Genomic DNA, 16,815 nt, shown 5'->3' with positions numbered 1-16,815 from the left:
TGGTCAAAAAAATAAAAAACGTCCGTTTTATAGTGATCGAGATCACAAAACGGACGTTTTAATAACTTGATTTATAGGTTATTTTTTATTCGCAATGTGCGTTGGAAATTCCATTTCATTATAACGAATAAAGCGGGTTTTCTTCACAATCTTGTAAGTAAACCAAATTAATAAAAATAATGGGATACCAATATAGGTTGCAATTGCACCATACCAATCAATCGTATCTTCTAAGAACGCTTGGTAATTTTGACCTAATGTAATAATTAAACACAATATAAAGGCGAAAATAGGACCAATTGGGAAGAAGCCAGAGCGATAAGGTAAGTCATTTAAATCACGACCTTGTGCAACATAACCTTTACGGAAACGGTAGTGACTAATCGCAATACCTAACCATGCAATAAAACCCGTCATTCCCGAGGTATTTAATAACCACAAGTAAACCGTTTGATTTCCGTACATGGAGCTTAAAAAGCATAGACCAGCAACAACTGTTGTCGCATAAAGCGCATTACGTGGCACACCATTTTTAGACAACTTACCAAAGCATTTTGGTGCTTTGCCTTCTCTTGCTAATGTAAACAGCATACGCGTTGATGCATACATGCCTGAGTTACCCGCAGAAAGTACCGCCGTTAAGATAACCGCATTCATAATGGCAGCCGCAGATAATAATCCCGCATTTTTAAAGACTAGCGTGAATGGACTAACGCTAATATCACCCACATCATTACGCAGTAAGCTAGGATCAGTGTACGGGATAATTAAGCTAATGATTAAAATTGCAAAGATATAAAATAATAAGATACGCCAGAAGACTTTACGCACAGCTTTAGGAATATTTTTAGCAGGATCTTTAGATTCACCCGCTGCAATACCAATTAATTCTGTACCTTGGAATGAGAAACCAACAATCATGGCAACACCAATCATGGCAGCAAATCCACCCGCAAAAGGTGCATCACCAATTTCCCAATTATGCCAACCTGCGTTTTCGGCACCTTTCATAATGCCAGTGATCATCGCAATACCCACAATAATAAAGATAATTACTGTGGAAACTTTGATTAAAGAGAACCAATATTCTGCCTCACCAAATCCTTTTACCGAGATATAGTTGAGTAAGAAAATAACGCCAAGGAATAGAGCGCTCCAGATCCAACCATCAACATCAGGGAACCAATAGAGCATCACCAATTGTGCAGCAACAAGGTCAACAGCAATTGTAACCGCCCAGTTATACCAATAGTTCCAACCTAATGCGAAACCAAAGCCTTCTTCGACATACTTAGAGCCGTATGTTGAAAAAGAGCCGGAAACAGGCATAAATGCGGCTAATTCTCCAAGGCTCGTCATTAGAAAATAGACCATTAATCCAATTAAAGCATAAGAGAGTAATGCCCCACCCGGCCCTGCTTGAGCAACAGTTGCACCAGATGCGACAAAAAGCCCTGTACCAATTGAACCACCAATAGCGATCATCGCTAAATGTCGCGCTTTTAACTCTCGGCGCAAAGTGCGTACTGCGCCCGAACCTGCAGTACTATTTTGTTGTTCTGACATAACATTCCACTTTTATATTCACTTTTCTAACGAGGATTGTAACAAATCTGTCGTTCGTGAATAGCAAGGATCTGGGATTATAAGATACCTTCATGATCGGGCGTCAATTATTAGCAATTTATGAAAAATTGCCGATTAAATGTTCAGCATTACAATACGTCAGCAGTTTTTTCAGTGCATCAGAAACATGTTTTTGACGATGATAAACAAGATATAAGGTACGTTGTAAGGTTAGCCCTTCTACTTTTATCTCTTTTAATGAGCCGTTATTAATCTGCTCTTCAATGACTCGACGAGATAAACAACTGATCCCCATTTCATACATCACGGCGTGTTTTATTGCTTCTGAGTTACCTAATTCCATTTCAATGCGGTAGCCTGGTAAAGAAGCAAATAGAAGATGGTTAAGTACATCTCGAGTTCCGGAACCATTCTCTCGTAAAATCCAAGGAGCTGTCTGTAAATCCGCTAAAGTCACTTTAGGCGCTTTAGCTAACGGATGATCAGGCGAGCAAAAAATAACCATCTCATCTAAAAGCCATTTCTGGCTAATCAATTCAGAACTTTGACAAGCGCCTTCAATTAACCCTAAATCAACACGAAATTCGCTCACTAATTTAACGACTTCCTCGGTATTTCCAATACTCATTTCTAGCGGAATATCAGGATAGTTACGATGAAAATTACCCAGCATTTGAGGTAAAATATAATTGCCTATTGTTGTACTTGCAGCGATGCGTAAAGCACCATTTCCAGCTTGGAATAACTGCTCCACTTCAGTTGCTCGTTCAAGTAAAGATAATGCTCTGGGATAAAGTAATCTCCCATGTTCATTTGTGACAAGCCGTTTTCCCACTCTATCAAAAAGCTGTACGCCTAATTGGCTTTCGAGATCAGTTAAAGATGCACTGACAGCAGATTGAGATAAAGCAAGCTGTTGTGATGCTTGCGTTGTAGAACCACTCTTGAGAACTTCAGTAAAGACTTCCAGTTGCCGCAACGTAATTCGCATATCCATTCCACCTTTGAGCCGTCATTGTAATAACATACTATCCACAAACCAGTAACATACCAAGCACATTTAAGAAAATACACCTATATTAATTTTACTGGTTATTATTATAAAAATAATGAATTTAATAAATAAGATTACTTGTTATATGCTTATGCAAAATTCATATAAGCAAGGTTTTTCTATGTCAGAGCAAAGTCAACCTATTACATTGGCGAAAAAATGTTTTACTCCAGTCTATCGCTGGCTTCCTGGTTTATTACTAACAGGCGTATTAACTGCGCTTGCTATTTATATTGGTGATATTCCTTGGTTTTCTAGCATGGGTTTAGGTGCATTAACACTGGCTATCTTATTCGGTATTATTGTGGGTAATACCTTTTATCCTGTTGCAAAGCCTTATAGTGATGAAGGTGTTAAATTCGCTAAGCACTATTTATTACGTACAGGTATTATTTTGTACGGTTTTAGACTGACTTTTCAGCAAATTGCAGATGTAGGTGCAACAGGTTTAATTATAGATGCCATTATGCTGATATCGACTTTTCTTATTGCTATGTGGATTGGTCGCAAATATTTCGGTTTAGATGAACAAACTGTCATCTTAATTGGTGCGGGTAGTAGTATTTGTGGTGCTGCTGCTGTTATGGCGACAGAGCCTGTTGTTAAAGCACAAGCCAGCCAAGTTGCTGTTGCGGTTTCTACTGTTGTGATTTTCGGGACCATTGGTATTTTTCTTTACCCTTGGTTCTACCACTTAAATGCATTTGCAGGTTGGCTACCATTTACCGAAGAAACTTTTGGTATTTTTTCTGGTTCAACAATTCATGAAGTGGCTCAAGTCGTTGCTGTAGGGCACTCCATTAGCCCTGATGCTGAAAATGCAGCAGTTATTAGTAAAATGATCCGCGTAATGATGTTAGCACCGTTCTTAATTATTCTTTCAACTTATTTAAGTAAAAAGAAAAGCAAGGCAAACAATGGCGCACAATCTACTGAAAAAAGCCCAATTACTATTCCTTGGTTTGCCGTATTCTTTATTTTAATGGCTGGCTTTAACTCTTTGAATTTAATTCCAGCGTCTATTGTTAGTTATATTGTGACTATCGATACCATTCTATTAGCAATGGCAATGGTGGCATTAGGTTTAACAACGCATATTAGTGCTATCCGACAAGCAGGCGTCAAACCATTATTGTTAGCGTTATTCTTATTTTTCTGGTTAACCCTTGGTGGTGCGGTGATTAATATCTTTATTCAAACTGTGTTGATGTCTTAATAGGAATATCAAAAAATTAATCCCCTTTGAAATTTCGCCTTGAGAAGTACTTTTTAATTGCGCAACTATTTTTAGTTGCGCTTTTTTGCTTTTATCACCTCAATATGATGTTATACGCTGTATGTTTGTTATCATGGTGTAAAATAAATCTAAGGAGAGAAGTAATGAAATTTGTTGGCGCACATGTCAGTGCTGCTGGTGGCGTCGATCAGGCGGTATTACGCGCACATGAAATAAAAGCGACTGCATTTGCCCTTTTTACTAAGAATCAGCGCCAGTGGAAAGCGGCACCATTATCTACAGAAGTCATTGATAAATTTAAAAAGAACTGCGAACTTTATAGTTATGGCCCTTCTCAAATTTTACCCCATGACAGTTATCTTATTAATTTAGGTCACCCTGAAGAAGATGCTCTTGAAAAATCAAGAGACGCATTTCTAGATGAAATGCAGCGTTGTGAGCAACTTGGCATTGAGTTACTGAATTTTCACCCAGGAAGTCATTTAAATAAGATTGATGTTGATAAGTGCCTACAAAAAATTGCCCAATCAATTAACATCACCTTAGAAAAAACTAAAAATGTTACTGCCGTAATTGAAAATACCGCAGGGCAAGGAACAAATCTGGGTTATCGTTTTGAGCATCTAGCCGCCATTATTGATGGTGTAGAAGATAAATCTCGTGTAGGTGTTTGTATTGATACTTGCCACACTTTCGCCGCAGGTTATGATCTAAGAACGATTGAAGATTGCGAAAAAACATTCGCTGAATTTGAAAAGATTGTCGGCTTTCAATACTTAAAAGCGATGCATCTTAATGATGCAAAAAGCGAATTAGCCAGTCGTGTCGATCGCCACCATAGTTTAGGTGAAGGTAATATTGGTAAAGTGCCTTTTAGTTATATTATGCGGGATAAACGTTTTGATGGTATTCCGCTGATTTTAGAAACCATTAATCCTGATATTTGGCCTGAAGAAATTGCTTGGTTGAAATCACAACAAGACTAACAGCAACGCCAGCAATAATGAGAGCTGCGGCTTATACAATTTGCGGTTTATAGAATATTCGGTTTATAGAATATTCGTTTTATAACCATAAACCGCAAATGACTTTATTTAATCGGTGTTAACTCAATCTTAGTCATCATTTCAGCAAGCAGGCTTCTGTCTTTTATTCCTACATCAGGCTGACTAACTGATAACGCAGAAATAGCGGTTGCAAGGCGCAATGTATGTTCACTCGTTTGGCTCATTAATAAGCCATAGACTAATCCTGCAACCATTGAATCTCCTGCACCAACGGTACTTATCACATCACAATGTGGTGGTTTTGCAAGCCATGCACCAGATGCATTTACCCATAACGCCCCTCTTTCACCCAGTGAAATAACAACATGTGCAATGCCTTTATCTCGCAGTTGATGAGCCGCTTTAATAATATCTGCCATTTCAGTTAATGAATGTCCAACCCACGCTTCTAATTCACGATGATTAGGTTTTATCAACCATGGGGCTGCTTTTAATCCTGCGACTAAGGCATCACGACTGCTGTCAAAAATAATGCATGGACATAATCTTCTTAACTTAATCATCCATTGGGTAAAGGCTTCAGGATCAACACCATTAGGTAAGCTTCCGCTGACAACCACCATATCGAAATGACCAAGCCAATTAAGCGAATCTGTTGCAAAACGCTGCCAATCTTGCGCTGATACTGTAAATCCTGAAAAATTAAAGTCGGTGACTTGCCCTTTTCCCTCGGTTAACTTCACATTAATGCGTGTTCGTCCTGATACTAAATAAAAACGGTTCGCCATCCCATTTTCACTAAAGAAGTGCTGAAACTCTTCTTGATTTTCGCGTCCCATAAACCCGCTAACAGTAATATCGATACCTAAATCACGTAAGACTTTCGCGACATTATTGCCTTTACCAGCAGGATTAAGCCCAGCAGTTCGGACTAAATTAACACCACCTACATCAATAGCTGGACAAGCACCAACCAGATCATAAGCAGGGTTTAAGGTGATCGTAGCGACACGGCGACTCATGCCTTCACTCCCCAATCATTTTTTATTATGAATATTTAGGGTGCTATATATAGCATCAATTAACCTTTTATTCAGTGAAATTGAGTGGGTTCTCCTTGCACTCTATTCACCCTCAATAGAGAATGTTCCCCGTAAAAAGCGACTTATTTTATACATTAACTATATAAAAAAGAAAAAAGGAGTCTCAAATGTCAGTCGTAGTCGGCGTTGGTGTAATTATCACTAATGAAAAGGGTGAAGTTTTATTAGGAAAGCGTTGCGGAAAACATGCCCCTTATTGGTCAATTTTGGGTGGGCATGTTGATGAAGGTGAAACTTTTGAGCAATGTGCTATTCGAGAAATAGAAGAAGAAATTGGTATTGCGATCACAGAGCCACAAGTGATTGGTATTAGCAATAATCTAGAAACTTACCAACAAGAAGGTAAACACACCGTTTCTATTTGTATGATCGCACAACACCAAGGCGACGAACCTAAATTGATGGAGCCAGATAAATGTTCTGAACTTCGCTGGTGTTCTCCAGATGATTTACCAGAGCCACACTTCGAAGCCAGTCGCAATTCTATTGCATTATGGAAAAGTAAGCAGTTTTATCAAGGCTAATTAAAAACACTCTATCACTTTCATTATTCTGGATCTTTTTTGTTCAGAATAATGTTCAGATCTTCCATTTCTACATAAATTTTCACTTATTTATAATGATATTCCTTTATTATTTATAATAATCCTCACACTAATCTATTGATTTATATAATCACCTTTTTCTACTGTATTATTTTTACTCACTTTTTTCTTTTATAAAGCACAATAACCTCTATTTACACCCTTATAGCAAACGTGTATTCTTTACACCATCAAGCTAGTACACTGAGTCAATTTTATAAGGACATCCTATGTCAGAAGTCACATCAATAACAAAGCGCCCATCCATACTTGGTGGTGCAATGATCATTGCTGGCACCGCTGTGGGTGCAGGCATGTTTTCCATTCCTATTGTGACTTCCGGTGTCTGGTTTACCGGTTCTATTTTTCTTCTGATCTACACTTGGTTTTGTTTATTTATGTCTGGGTTAATGATTTTAGAAGTAAACCTTCATTATCCTTTAGGCTCTAGCTTTCATACCATTACCAAAGACTTATTAGGAAAAGGCTGGAGTACTATTAATGGGCTGGCGATTGCATTTGTTCTTTATATTTTAACTTACGCTTATATTTCTGCCGGTAGCTCCATTATTGTGCAAAATTTCGCAAATGTGGTAAGCGTACCCCAAGCTATTGCGGGTTTGGTCTTTGCATTAATTGTTGCTTTCTTTGTTTGGTTATCAACACGCGCAGTGGATAGATTAAGCACCATTTTAATTGGCGGTATGGTAATTACTTTTGTGTTAGCCATTGGCGGCCTATTTACCGAAGTAAAAATGCCTGTGTTATTTAACACCAATGAAAGCAATGCAAGTTACTTGCCTTATGCTTTAGCCGCATTACCTTATTTACTGGCTTCATTTGGTTATCACGGCAATATTCCGGGCTTAGTGACGTATTATCGTAAAGATGGCAAAGCTGTTATGAAAAGCTTGCTTATTGGTACATTGATTTCATTGGCAATTTATATTTTATGGCAGTTTGTTGTACAAGGTAATATTCCTCGTGAAGGTTTCAAGCAAGTGATTGCTGATGGTGGGAATATTGGTAACTTATTGGCACAAATGCGTACAACAACCGCCAATACCTCTGTATCAATGTTATTAGACTTGTTCTCTTATATGGCATTAGCAAGTTCATTTTTAGGTGTGTCATTAGGATTATTCGATTACTTAGCAGACTTCTTTAAGTTTTCAAATACAGGAAGTGGCCGATTTAAATCTGCATTAGTAACGTTTATACCGCCGACTGTTTTAGCCATTATTTTTCCTGATGGTTTCTTATATGCCATTGGTTTTGCAGGGTTAGCGGCTGCCATTTGGGCTGCAATTATTCCCGCATTAATGGCAAAAGCAAGTCGTGAGCGTAATCAAAGTCAAAGCTTTAAAGCTCCCGGTGGTATGTTTATGATTGGTTTCGTCATTTTGTTTGGTATTCTCAATGCCAGCGCACATATTTTAGCGAACTTTAATCTTCTTCCTATCTACCGTTAATGTCTTTGCTAAAAGCCTACATCTAAAGCCAGCCGAGCCAGCCTACATTGGAGCTGGCTTTGTTTTTTTCATCAAATCTTATAAAAAAATGTGCGAATAACTTGCCAAGTTTCTGCACTGCGAGTAATTTTGTCGCCATTATCGTCAATGTTATTTAATGGAAGGTTTTATATGGCAAAAGCCAATGAAATTAAACGTGGTATGGCTGTTAGTTATAACAACAAATTATTACTGGTAAAAGATATCGACATCCAAGCACCAAGTGCTCGTGGTGCAAGTACACTGTACAAAATGCGTTTTACTGATATCCGTACTGGCCAGAAAGTAGAAGAGCGTTTTAAAGGCGATGATATGATTGATACCATCAGCTTAACGCGTCGTGCTGTGAGCTTCTCTTACATTGATGGTGATGAATATATCTTTATGGATAATGAAGATTACACACCGTATACCTTCAAAAAAGATCAAATTGAAGATGAATTACTGTTTATTCCTGAGGAAGGCTTAGCGGGAATGCAAGTATTAACAATGGATGGTCAAGTTTTAGCATTAGAACTGCCACAAACTGTTGATATGGAGATTGTTGAAACTGTTCCAGGTATTAAAGGTGCCTCTGCAAGCGCTCGTACTAAACCTGCAACATTACCAACAGGGTTAGTTATTCAGGTTCCTGAATATCTTTCTACTGGCGATAAAGTTCGTATTCATATTGCTGAACGTCGCTATATGGGCCGAGCTGACTAATCAACTGTCAAATCAACAGTCAAAAGCCCTACTCATTAGCGTATAGCTAATGTCGCTTTAAATAGGTCAGATAATCGTAAGAAACCCAATGTGACAAACGATTATTTGACTTGTTTATCTTTTGCACCCTACCTTTGTCTATCCACAGACGCCTTAAAAATATTGGACGTCAATAACACCATTTTTTTGGGTGTCATCCATCCAACGGATCTCAGCCTTGCCCATATCTTGAGGCAAAATAATAGTTCGTTGGGATTTATCAAAAGACGCGGGAACAATAGATTGAGTAGATGTGAACACTTTGTTGTGTTTGTAACATTGGTATTCAGCTTTATCAAATGTGAAATTCATCTCACATGCAGGATCGACAATCGCACCCCGCAGATAAATCTGCCCTGTTGTTTGCATGGGATCAGATGCCCAAGCTAATGATATCGAACTGGAAACGAGAAGACTGCATACTACGGTCAGATATTTTCTCATAACGACCTCACTTCTTGTTTGCGCTAGCAGGTATGGGGATCACACCTACCCGACATATTTTTATCATAGCAATAAAATATGACATTTATATAGACATAAGAGGAATATTTGATGTCTATCAAATATAAGTGTTCGATGTTTATAAATAAGAAATCAACGTTGATTAAACTTAAGTCAAATATTTTTAACTTTAATAACAGCTCTATAAAAGTATTAAAATTTTATTTAATTAATACAATTATTTTTATTACTAGATCTATGGGAAATTAATTATAAACAATGTTCATTACAGCTAAATTATCATTAATCCATTTAATATCCATAGAGCCTTTGTTGTTAATCAATTTAGAGTTAAAGTGCTTATTCCTTTCTAACTGATATTCAGATTCCTGCATTTCAGTACCATTCCAACAACTTGTTTTAAAAGTGTTTTTATCCGTATCCATTAGACAATTGCCCTCAACAATTGCACCAACAAAAGTTATAGTTCCTGAACCAATGACTTTATTTTCCTTAGCCAAAGTAGGTGTGCTTAATAATAAAGTTAAGCACGTAGCTGCAATACATAACTTATTCAAAACTAATCTCCTATGATTATTGGGATGTGTAAATTTCACAAGCCAATATGTTATTAAAGTCTTAACTAATATCGGCTTGTTACTTTATTTATTTAACTTTTATCTTTAATTAAAGAATAGAAAAAAATTATATAACACTCAAATTACGAGTATCAAAAAAAAATATTCTAAATTTAGGTTAAGTGGATATGAAAAAATCTAACAGAAATGAAACTAAAGCATAACATTTGCATAGACAGCAAATTGCAAAGATCTATTTTTTTATTTTGGTTATAGTCCTAGAATCAAACTCAAACTTATTGTGATCTAGATCACTAAATACACGCAAATTTGTCATTTTATTACTATGAAACTTTCTCATTTTAACCAAAAAGCACTGGCTATTTTTTTACTTAATCTTGCCGGCCTAATTATTTTTCTCTCTTGGTATCTTCCGGCACAACATGGATTTTGGCTATCAATTGACACACGTATTTTTTATTTTTTTAATCAGCACATTTTGCCTGATACTTTTTTTGCTTCTTTTGTGGCTTATACCAATAATAGAAAGTTTGATTTGGTTATTTTGCTGGCGATGGGAGCGCTTTATTACAATACATTCCGTAAAAAAGATTATAGGGGTAAACGCCATCTGATAATTGTGGGATTAGTGATGATAATCAGTGCAGTGCTGATTAATCAATTAGGACAAAATATTCCAATTGAAAGACCAAGCCCGACACTTCATTTTCAAGATGCGCATAGAGTGGGCGTTGTGACGGGCATTCCTACAAAAGATGCCTCAGGTGATAGCTTCCCTGGCGACCATGGCTTAATGCTACTGATCTTCTGTAGCTTTATATTACGTTATCTCTCGTTTCGTTCTTTCTTATGTGCTCTTCTTATTACTGTCGTGTTTTCATTACCAAGAGTTATGGCTGGCGCACACTGGGCATCAGATATATTAGTTGGTTCTATATCTTTAACTTTAGTCACAACAAGTTGGCTATTAATTACACCGTTATCAGATAATATTGTCAGACAATTAGAAAAATATCTTCCTTTTAAAAAATAAAAGAGAAAAGGGAAAACACATCTAATTTATTAAAAGAGAATAAGTGTAATATTGCACTTATTCTTTTGGTCATTTTTTTGACAATTAAATGATATTATTATGACAAAATGAGATCTATTTTAAGTATTAGCACTTTATTATCTAATGTTTTGTAAATTAAGCGCCTTTCCTCTCGCCATTTAGCCCCTCTTTCTGTACACTTTTCTGGTTTCTTCATTATTTATTGTTTAATGTGGATATTTACGTGCTTTAGAGCACGTTTTTCGCGAAATAAGGTTGCCAGAGTTAAATTACACTATATTCTCTGGTTATTTGGTGAATAATTCATGTGCGCTTCTGCACGTAAGGATGTAAGGGAAATCTGTCACAATGAGAACAAAACCGTATATGAGAATGCTTAAGCTCATACCGGCGTTCATTGTTGTAGCTACGCTATCAGCATGTAGCTCACAGAACGCAAATTCACGCTTAGCGAATTCAAGCACTACCCCACTTAATACATCATCAAGCACATCTATTTCCCAAGCATCACAAGATGAATTTGAATCATTGGTGAAGAATCTCGATATAAAATCTAAGATACTTGACCAATATGCAGACTGGAAAGGCGTCGCTTACCGTTTAGGTGGAGATACCAAAAAAGGCATTGACTGCTCTGCCTTTGTACAAAGAACCTTTCTTGACCAATTCGGTGTAGAACTTCCTCGCTCAACCTCAGACCAACAGTTCTCTGGTACTCAGGTTAATAAATCAAAATTACAAGCAGGCGATCTCGTTCTATTCAAAACAGGCCGTACTATGCGCCATGTTGGAATTTACATCGGTAATGATAAATTTGTACATGCATCCACCAGCAATGGTGTGACAGTGTCAGAAATGTCTAATACCTACTGGAACAAACGTTTTTATGCAGCAAGACGTGTTATTGAGAAAAATGACGCGGTACTTGTTGAAAACAACCTTTCGCAAAACGTATTAAGATAATTAATTCCCTTATATCTTATTGCAATAAAAAAGCCTCATTAAATCAATAATGAGGCTTTTTTTATATTCTTTGACCATGCTTAAACCGCACAATAGTTACGTTGGTTTTATAACATTAAATAAGTGTTATAAATAAGAATATGCCGTTGGGAATGGCTCCGCAATAGCAACACCTGCGTTTTTTAAGCAACATAATGCAGCACATTCATCATCGCTATGAAGGAAAAGACAAGGAGTACCATCCCACTCAATCACAACGCTATCAATATGGAGATTACTCAGATACTGACGCAAATTCTGTATTGCTTCATCCAGTGTCATACCATCATGACTTAATAATTTTAAGCCAATCAGCGTATTTTGCTTTCCAGCATCATTTTCAGGCAGTATCTCTACTCTTGTGCCCGCAAAGCCTGCTAGCCACCGATAACTCAGCGGCAGCTTATGAACTACCGAAAGTTGTACATTATCCACAAATCAATCCTGTTTCATCAACACGTTAATTTAATACATCATCAATACGAGTTTGAACTGACTTGCTCACACGCATATTAGAACCTTGTTAATCATACAACATAAATATTACAATTGCTTTACAAGTAAAGCGAAGAGACGTATCAAACCATTCGTTTAGCTTAGTGTTTGCAGATATTGATGTCTGCAATGCTTAATCTCTTCAATTATTCTTTCATTTATTTAACATTTTATCAACTATATAAAATAATTGTATAAAATATTACGCATTCAAGTAAAACAATCCATCAATTTTTATCACGATACTTCATATCAACAAAACAATAATAGATGATTATTAAAATAAATTTTACTTAATTTAACAAAATAACAACATCAAGTATTGATTCAAATCAAAAAATCACACTAATTTGAAACGATTCATGAAATACAACAGAGAAAAATTTGGTGTATTTAGAGGAAATAGAGGCAGGAAAAGAGGAGCACGCTATAAATTTCTGTTATTTATAGCGTGATGTTCTTATTTATAACGACGAGCAAGTAAGATAAAACCCATAGCACACAGTACACAAAATGCCATAGAGCTTACCATTGGCCATTCTGATTTTGCGGGTAGCATAGCAATCGCCGTTCCAACTAACGCACCAACACCAAAACGCACTGTTCCTGCGAGAGAAGAAACTGTTCCTGCCATATGGGGATAATCATCAAGAATAACGGCCATCGCATTCGATGTGATCATCGCGATCCCCCCCACATACATTGCTACGCCCACAACAAGGAAATAGAAATGTAAATTAAGAGCGACCACCAGCAATAAAAAGATCCCCATAAAACATTGAATAGTTAGCCCTAGGCGCAACATATTCAACGCACCAAATCGACGAACATATCGCCCATTAATGCTGGTCATCACAATTAAGAAGATAATATTAAAACCAAAATATAATCCAAATTGATCAAAGGGAATACCATGTAATTCGATGTAGACAAAAGGACCAGCACTAAGAAATGAAAACATGCCAGCAAAAGAAAAACCGGAAGCCAAAATATAGCAAAGAACACGGCGTGTTCTAAACAGGCTAATAAATTGGCTAAATGTCACTCTTAAGCTAAAGCGTTGGCGACGCTCTTTTGGTAATGTTTCTGGAATATAAAAAGCTATTAATGCTGAGGCAATCAAAGCAGCTATCGCGATACTCCAGAAAATAGCATGCCATGAAAACCAATTCATCACCCAAGCACCTAATAATGGCGCTAATAAAGGTGCGATAGTCATAACAAGTGCAACAAAAGACATACTTCTAGAAAAATCATCTCTAGAGAACATATCTCTCATCAATGCATTAATAACAACACTTGCCGCAGCGGCTGCAAAACCATGTAAAAAGCGCATGCCAATTAGCATATCTATTGATTCAGACAATGCACATGCACTAGAGGCAAAAGCAAAAACAATTACGCCGCCCAAAATGACAGGCTTACGTCCCAAACTGTCAGCCATAGGACCATAGACTAATTGCCCAATAGCAAAACCAAAAATATAGATACTTAATGTCATTTGTACTTTGCCACTCGGCACACCAAAATCTTGCGCAATAGTGGGTAAACTTGGCAAATACATATCTATAGCCAATGGCATAAGCATGGAAATAAGTCCCAGTATTAAAATGAGACTAAGGTACGACGAACGTTGCTGTTGCACGCAGATAAACTCCCAAAAACGACAGGATAAATAATAATTATTGAGGTAAGTGAATGCTGTTGATCTCTTCTTCTGTTAATGGACGATATTCGCCCTCAGCTAAAGTCTCATCTAATGTGATATCCCCAATACGCTCACGATGTAATGCACTTACATGATTCCCCACTGCTGCAAACATACGTTTTACTTGGTGGTATTTGCCTTCACTAATAGTGAGCTTAACTTCTGTCGGTGTAATAATTTCTAACGAGGCGGGTTTGGTTAGATCTTTTTCACCGTTAAGTTGAACACCCTTTTGGAATTGTTCAGCAACACCCTCTCCAATCGGCTCTTCTAACGTAACTAGATAAGTTTTCTCACAATGATGTTTTGGTGCCGTAATACGATGAGACCATTGACCATTATCCGTTAATAAAACAAGCCCTGTTGTATCAATATCTAAACGCCCAGCGGCATGTAATTTATGTGCCAGAGGTTCATCAATAAAATAGAGGATAGTGGGATTAACTGGATCGTCTGTTGAACATACATAGCCAATTGGCTTATTCAACATAAAGTAACGAGGCCCTAAAATTTGAGTTAAGACATTTCCGTCGTAAGCTACTTCTTGCTCTGGTGCAATTTTGGTTGAGCCGCTTTTCACCATTTCGCCATCAATTGTTACAAGCCCTGCTCTTAATTCACGAAGGATCAAGCTACGGCTAATACCCAATTGCTGGGATAAAAATTTATCTAATCGCATGAATTTCTCTGAAAAATGGAAGAATACCATCTGATATGAGGTATCTATTAAAAATGAATATTAACAATAAAACAACTAATTAATTTATAAATAAACTATCACGCTCTTTACTCCGTCCTTATTCGCACCACCCATAAAAAAATGTTACGCTGACACCCCGTTTGATTTCTTATGCAGAGTTATGGCTTTTACACTCAGACCTTATCAACTTGACGCGGTTAACGCGACAATCTCTTATTTTCGCCAACACAATACACCTGCGGTAATTGTATTACCTACTGGCGCAGGAAAAAGTTTAGTGATTGCAGAACTCGCTAAAAGAGCGCGCGGACGTGTATTGGTGCTAGCACACGTAAAAGAATTAGTAGAACAGAACCATAGCAAATATGAGGCTTATGGTCTATCTGCGGATATTTTTGCTGCGGGCTTACAACAGAAAGAGAGTAGCGGAAAAGTTGTTTTTGGTAGCGTGCAATCTGTTGCCCGTAATTTATCGCAGTTTAGTGATACTTTTTCTCTTCTTATTATTGATGAATGCCATCGCATTAGTTTGTCTGAAGATAGCCAATATCAGCAAGTCATTAAACAATTACAATCCATTAATCCACAATTACGGATCTTAGGATTAACTGCAACACCTTATCGTTTACCTACGGGTTGGATTTATCAATATCATTATCACGGTATGATCAGAGGCGATGAAAACTGCTTTTTCCGTGATTGTATCTATGAATTGCCTTTACGCTATATGATAAGCAATCATTTTTTAGTTCCACCCACTCGCCTAGATATGCCTATATTGCAATACGACTTTAGCCAAGTAAGAACAAGTCAAAATGGGATATTTAATGAGGAAGATCTAAACCGTGAAATAAAGAGACAAAAACGTATTACGCCTCATATTGTTGCTCAAATTATTGAATATGCGCAAAATTGCCAAGGTGTAATGATATTTGCGGCGACAGTTGAACATGCAAAAGAAATCCTTTCTCTTTTACCACAAGATGAAGCGGCATTAGTTAGTGCAGATACCCCTTCTTATGAGCGTGATGATCTTATTTCCCGTTTTAAACAGCAACAATTACGTTATATGGTTAATGTTGCCGTACTAACAACAGGTTTTGATGCACCTCATGTTGATTTAATTGCTATCTTACGCCCTACTGAGTCTGTAAGTTTATACCAGCAAATTGTAGGACGAGGATTAAGATTATTTGCAGGAAAAACAGAATGCCTGATTTTAGATTATGCGGGTAATCCTCATGATCTCTATCTACCCGAAGTTGGTACTAAAAAGCCCAATCCAAATAGTCAGCCGGTACAAGTTTTTTGCCCTATTTGCCAATTTGCCAATACCTTTTGGGGAATTGTAGATGCTGATGGGGATATCATTGAACACTATGGTCGCCGTTGCCAAGGCTGGGAACTCAATGAACAAGGGCAAAAACAGCAATGTGAATTTCGTTTCCGCTTTAAATTGTGTCCTCATTGTAATGAAGAAAATGATATTGCAGCACGTCGCTGTGTTCACTGCGATGAGATCTTGGTTGATCCTGATGATATGCTCAAAGCGGCATTAAAACTCAAAGGAGCATTAGTTCTACGTTGTGGTGGGATGCAATTTAAATCAGGAAACGATGTTAAAGGCGAATGGTTAGAAATTAATTATTACGATGAAGAAGGCACTTCCGTCTCAGAACGTTTTCGATTAACCACCCCGGCTCAACGAAAAATATTTGAATTAAAATTTTTACGTGAACATCAACGCGCACCGGGTGTCCCCTTTGTTTGGCATAATGCTAACGATATTATTAAACAGTTTGATTTGTTGCGTCATCCCGACTTTATTGTCGCTCATAAAGGTAAAAAAGAGCACTTTTGGAAGATAAGAAATAAGATTTTTGACTATGCAGGTCGCTACCGAAAAGCAGATACCTTGTATTAATCTGGATTTATATTTGCTGTTGGAGGACTTTTTCGTTAAAATGCGCCCCGCTTTATCTATTT

16 protein-coding genes are annotated in these 16,815 nt (G+C 37.2%); 8 read left to right on the top strand and 8 right to left on the bottom strand.

The features are described 5' to 3' along the window. Positions 1-78: 78 nt before the first annotated feature. Both QQS39_RS06815 and yieE read right to left on the bottom strand, forming a co-directional pair. Entirely contained in the window at positions 79-1,566 is a 1,488-nt protein-coding gene (locus QQS39_RS06815; protein WP_100157914.1) for an amino acid permease, read from the bottom strand. Positions 1,567-1,684: 118 nt separating this feature from the next. Further along, positions 1,685-2,578 carry a DNA-binding transcriptional regulator YeiE gene (gene yieE / locus QQS39_RS06810; RefSeq protein ID WP_151434776.1) on the bottom strand — a complete coding sequence of 298 codons (894 nt, stop codon included), beginning with the start codon at positions 2,576-2,578 and terminating at the stop codon, positions 1,685-1,687. 184 nt (positions 2,579-2,762) lie between these two features. On the opposite strand from yieE, the gene QQS39_RS06805 reads away from it, so the two are divergent. After that, a complete protein-coding gene (locus tag QQS39_RS06805) occupies positions 2,763-3,857 on the top strand; it encodes a YeiH family protein (protein WP_285805608.1) in 1,095 nt (364 codons plus the stop codon). 164 nt (positions 3,858-4,021) lie between these two features. Beyond that, the gene (nfo, locus tag QQS39_RS06800) at positions 4,022-4,864 is read left to right on the top strand and encodes a deoxyribonuclease IV (RefSeq protein ID WP_151434774.1); all 843 of its coding nucleotides are present in this window, start codon (positions 4,022-4,024) and stop codon (positions 4,862-4,864) included. Positions 4,865-4,968: 104 nt separating this feature from the next. Here the strand turns inward: nfo and fruK are convergent, their stop codons facing one another. Beyond that, positions 4,969-5,907 (bottom strand): 1-phosphofructokinase, encoded by a 939-nt coding sequence (gene fruK, locus QQS39_RS06795; RefSeq protein WP_285805607.1) that lies wholly within the window; start codon positions 5,905-5,907, stop codon positions 4,969-4,971. A 188-nt stretch (positions 5,908-6,095) separates the two neighbouring features. Between fruK and QQS39_RS06790 the strand changes: the two genes are divergently transcribed. The 3 genes from QQS39_RS06790 to yeiP all read left to right on the top strand — a co-directional run bounded on the left by QQS39_RS06790 (position 6,096) and on the right by yeiP (position 8,788). Further along, positions 6,096-6,512, top strand: coding sequence for a nucleotide triphosphate diphosphatase NUDT15 (locus QQS39_RS06790; protein WP_285805606.1), 417 nt, complete (start codon positions 6,096-6,098; stop codon positions 6,510-6,512). 290 nt (positions 6,513-6,802) lie between these two features. Next, a complete protein-coding gene (mtr, locus tag QQS39_RS06785; protein ID WP_285805605.1) occupies positions 6,803-8,044 on the top strand; it encodes a tryptophan permease in 1,242 nt (413 codons plus the stop codon). 171 nt (positions 8,045-8,215) lie between these two features. Continuing rightward, the gene (yeiP, locus tag QQS39_RS06780) at positions 8,216-8,788 is read left to right on the top strand and encodes an elongation factor P-like protein YeiP (RefSeq protein WP_088493223.1); all 573 of its coding nucleotides are present in this window, start codon (positions 8,216-8,218) and stop codon (positions 8,786-8,788) included. A gap of 153 nt (positions 8,789-8,941) precedes the next feature. Here yeiP and QQS39_RS06775 read toward each other — a convergent pair whose 3' ends face one another. Both QQS39_RS06775 and QQS39_RS06770 read right to left on the bottom strand, forming a co-directional pair. Further along, on the bottom strand, positions 8,942-9,271 hold the full coding sequence (locus tag QQS39_RS06775; RefSeq protein ID WP_151434770.1) for a hypothetical protein: 330 nt from the start codon (positions 9,269-9,271) through the stop codon (positions 8,942-8,944). A gap of 266 nt (positions 9,272-9,537) precedes the next feature. Beyond that, complete coding sequence (locus tag QQS39_RS06770) at positions 9,538-9,849, bottom strand: hypothetical protein (protein ID WP_151434769.1); 312 nt, start codon at positions 9,847-9,849, stop codon at positions 9,538-9,540. Positions 9,850-10,195: 346 nt separating this feature from the next. Here QQS39_RS06770 and QQS39_RS06765 point away from each other — a divergent pair, with 346 nt between their 5' ends. Together QQS39_RS06765 and mepS are read left to right on the top strand one after the other, a co-directional pair. Next, positions 10,196-10,903: a phosphatase PAP2 family protein gene (locus tag QQS39_RS06765; RefSeq protein ID WP_151434768.1), complete on the top strand. Its 708-nt coding sequence runs from the start codon at positions 10,196-10,198 to the stop codon at positions 10,901-10,903. Between the two features lie 369 nt (positions 10,904-11,272). Beyond that, positions 11,273-11,887, top strand: a complete 615-nt coding sequence (gene mepS, locus QQS39_RS06760; RefSeq protein WP_151434767.1) for a bifunctional murein DD-endopeptidase/murein LD-carboxypeptidase — start codon at positions 11,273-11,275, stop codon at positions 11,885-11,887. 126 nt (positions 11,888-12,013) lie between these two features. On the opposite strand, the gene QQS39_RS06755 is transcribed toward mepS, so the two are convergent. The 3 genes from QQS39_RS06755 to rsuA all read right to left on the bottom strand — a co-directional run bounded on the left by QQS39_RS06755 (position 12,014) and on the right by rsuA (position 14,808). Then, the gene (locus QQS39_RS06755; RefSeq protein WP_069368284.1) at positions 12,014-12,361 is read right to left on the bottom strand and encodes a YejG family protein; all 348 of its coding nucleotides are present in this window, start codon (positions 12,359-12,361) and stop codon (positions 12,014-12,016) included. A gap of 520 nt (positions 12,362-12,881) precedes the next feature. Continuing rightward, complete coding sequence (locus QQS39_RS06750) at positions 12,882-14,066, bottom strand: Bcr/CflA family multidrug efflux MFS transporter (RefSeq protein ID WP_265576253.1); 1,185 nt, start codon at positions 14,064-14,066, stop codon at positions 12,882-12,884. A gap of 37 nt (positions 14,067-14,103) precedes the next feature. Next, positions 14,104-14,808, bottom strand: coding sequence for a 16S rRNA pseudouridine(516) synthase RsuA (gene rsuA, locus QQS39_RS06745; RefSeq protein WP_196735806.1), 705 nt, complete (start codon positions 14,806-14,808; stop codon positions 14,104-14,106). Positions 14,809-14,989: 181 nt separating this feature from the next. On the opposite strand from rsuA, the gene radD reads away from it, so the two are divergent. Next, positions 14,990-16,753 (top strand): DNA repair helicase RadD, encoded by a 1,764-nt coding sequence (gene radD / locus QQS39_RS06740; protein ID WP_285805604.1) that lies wholly within the window; start codon positions 14,990-14,992, stop codon positions 16,751-16,753. Positions 16,754-16,815: the final 62 nt, after the last annotated feature.

The organism is Proteus appendicitidis, from assembly GCF_030271835.1.
Taxonomy (GTDB): domain Bacteria; phylum Pseudomonadota; class Gammaproteobacteria; order Enterobacterales; family Enterobacteriaceae; genus Proteus; species Proteus appendicitidis.
This window is presented reverse-complemented; position numbering and strand designations above follow the sequence as displayed.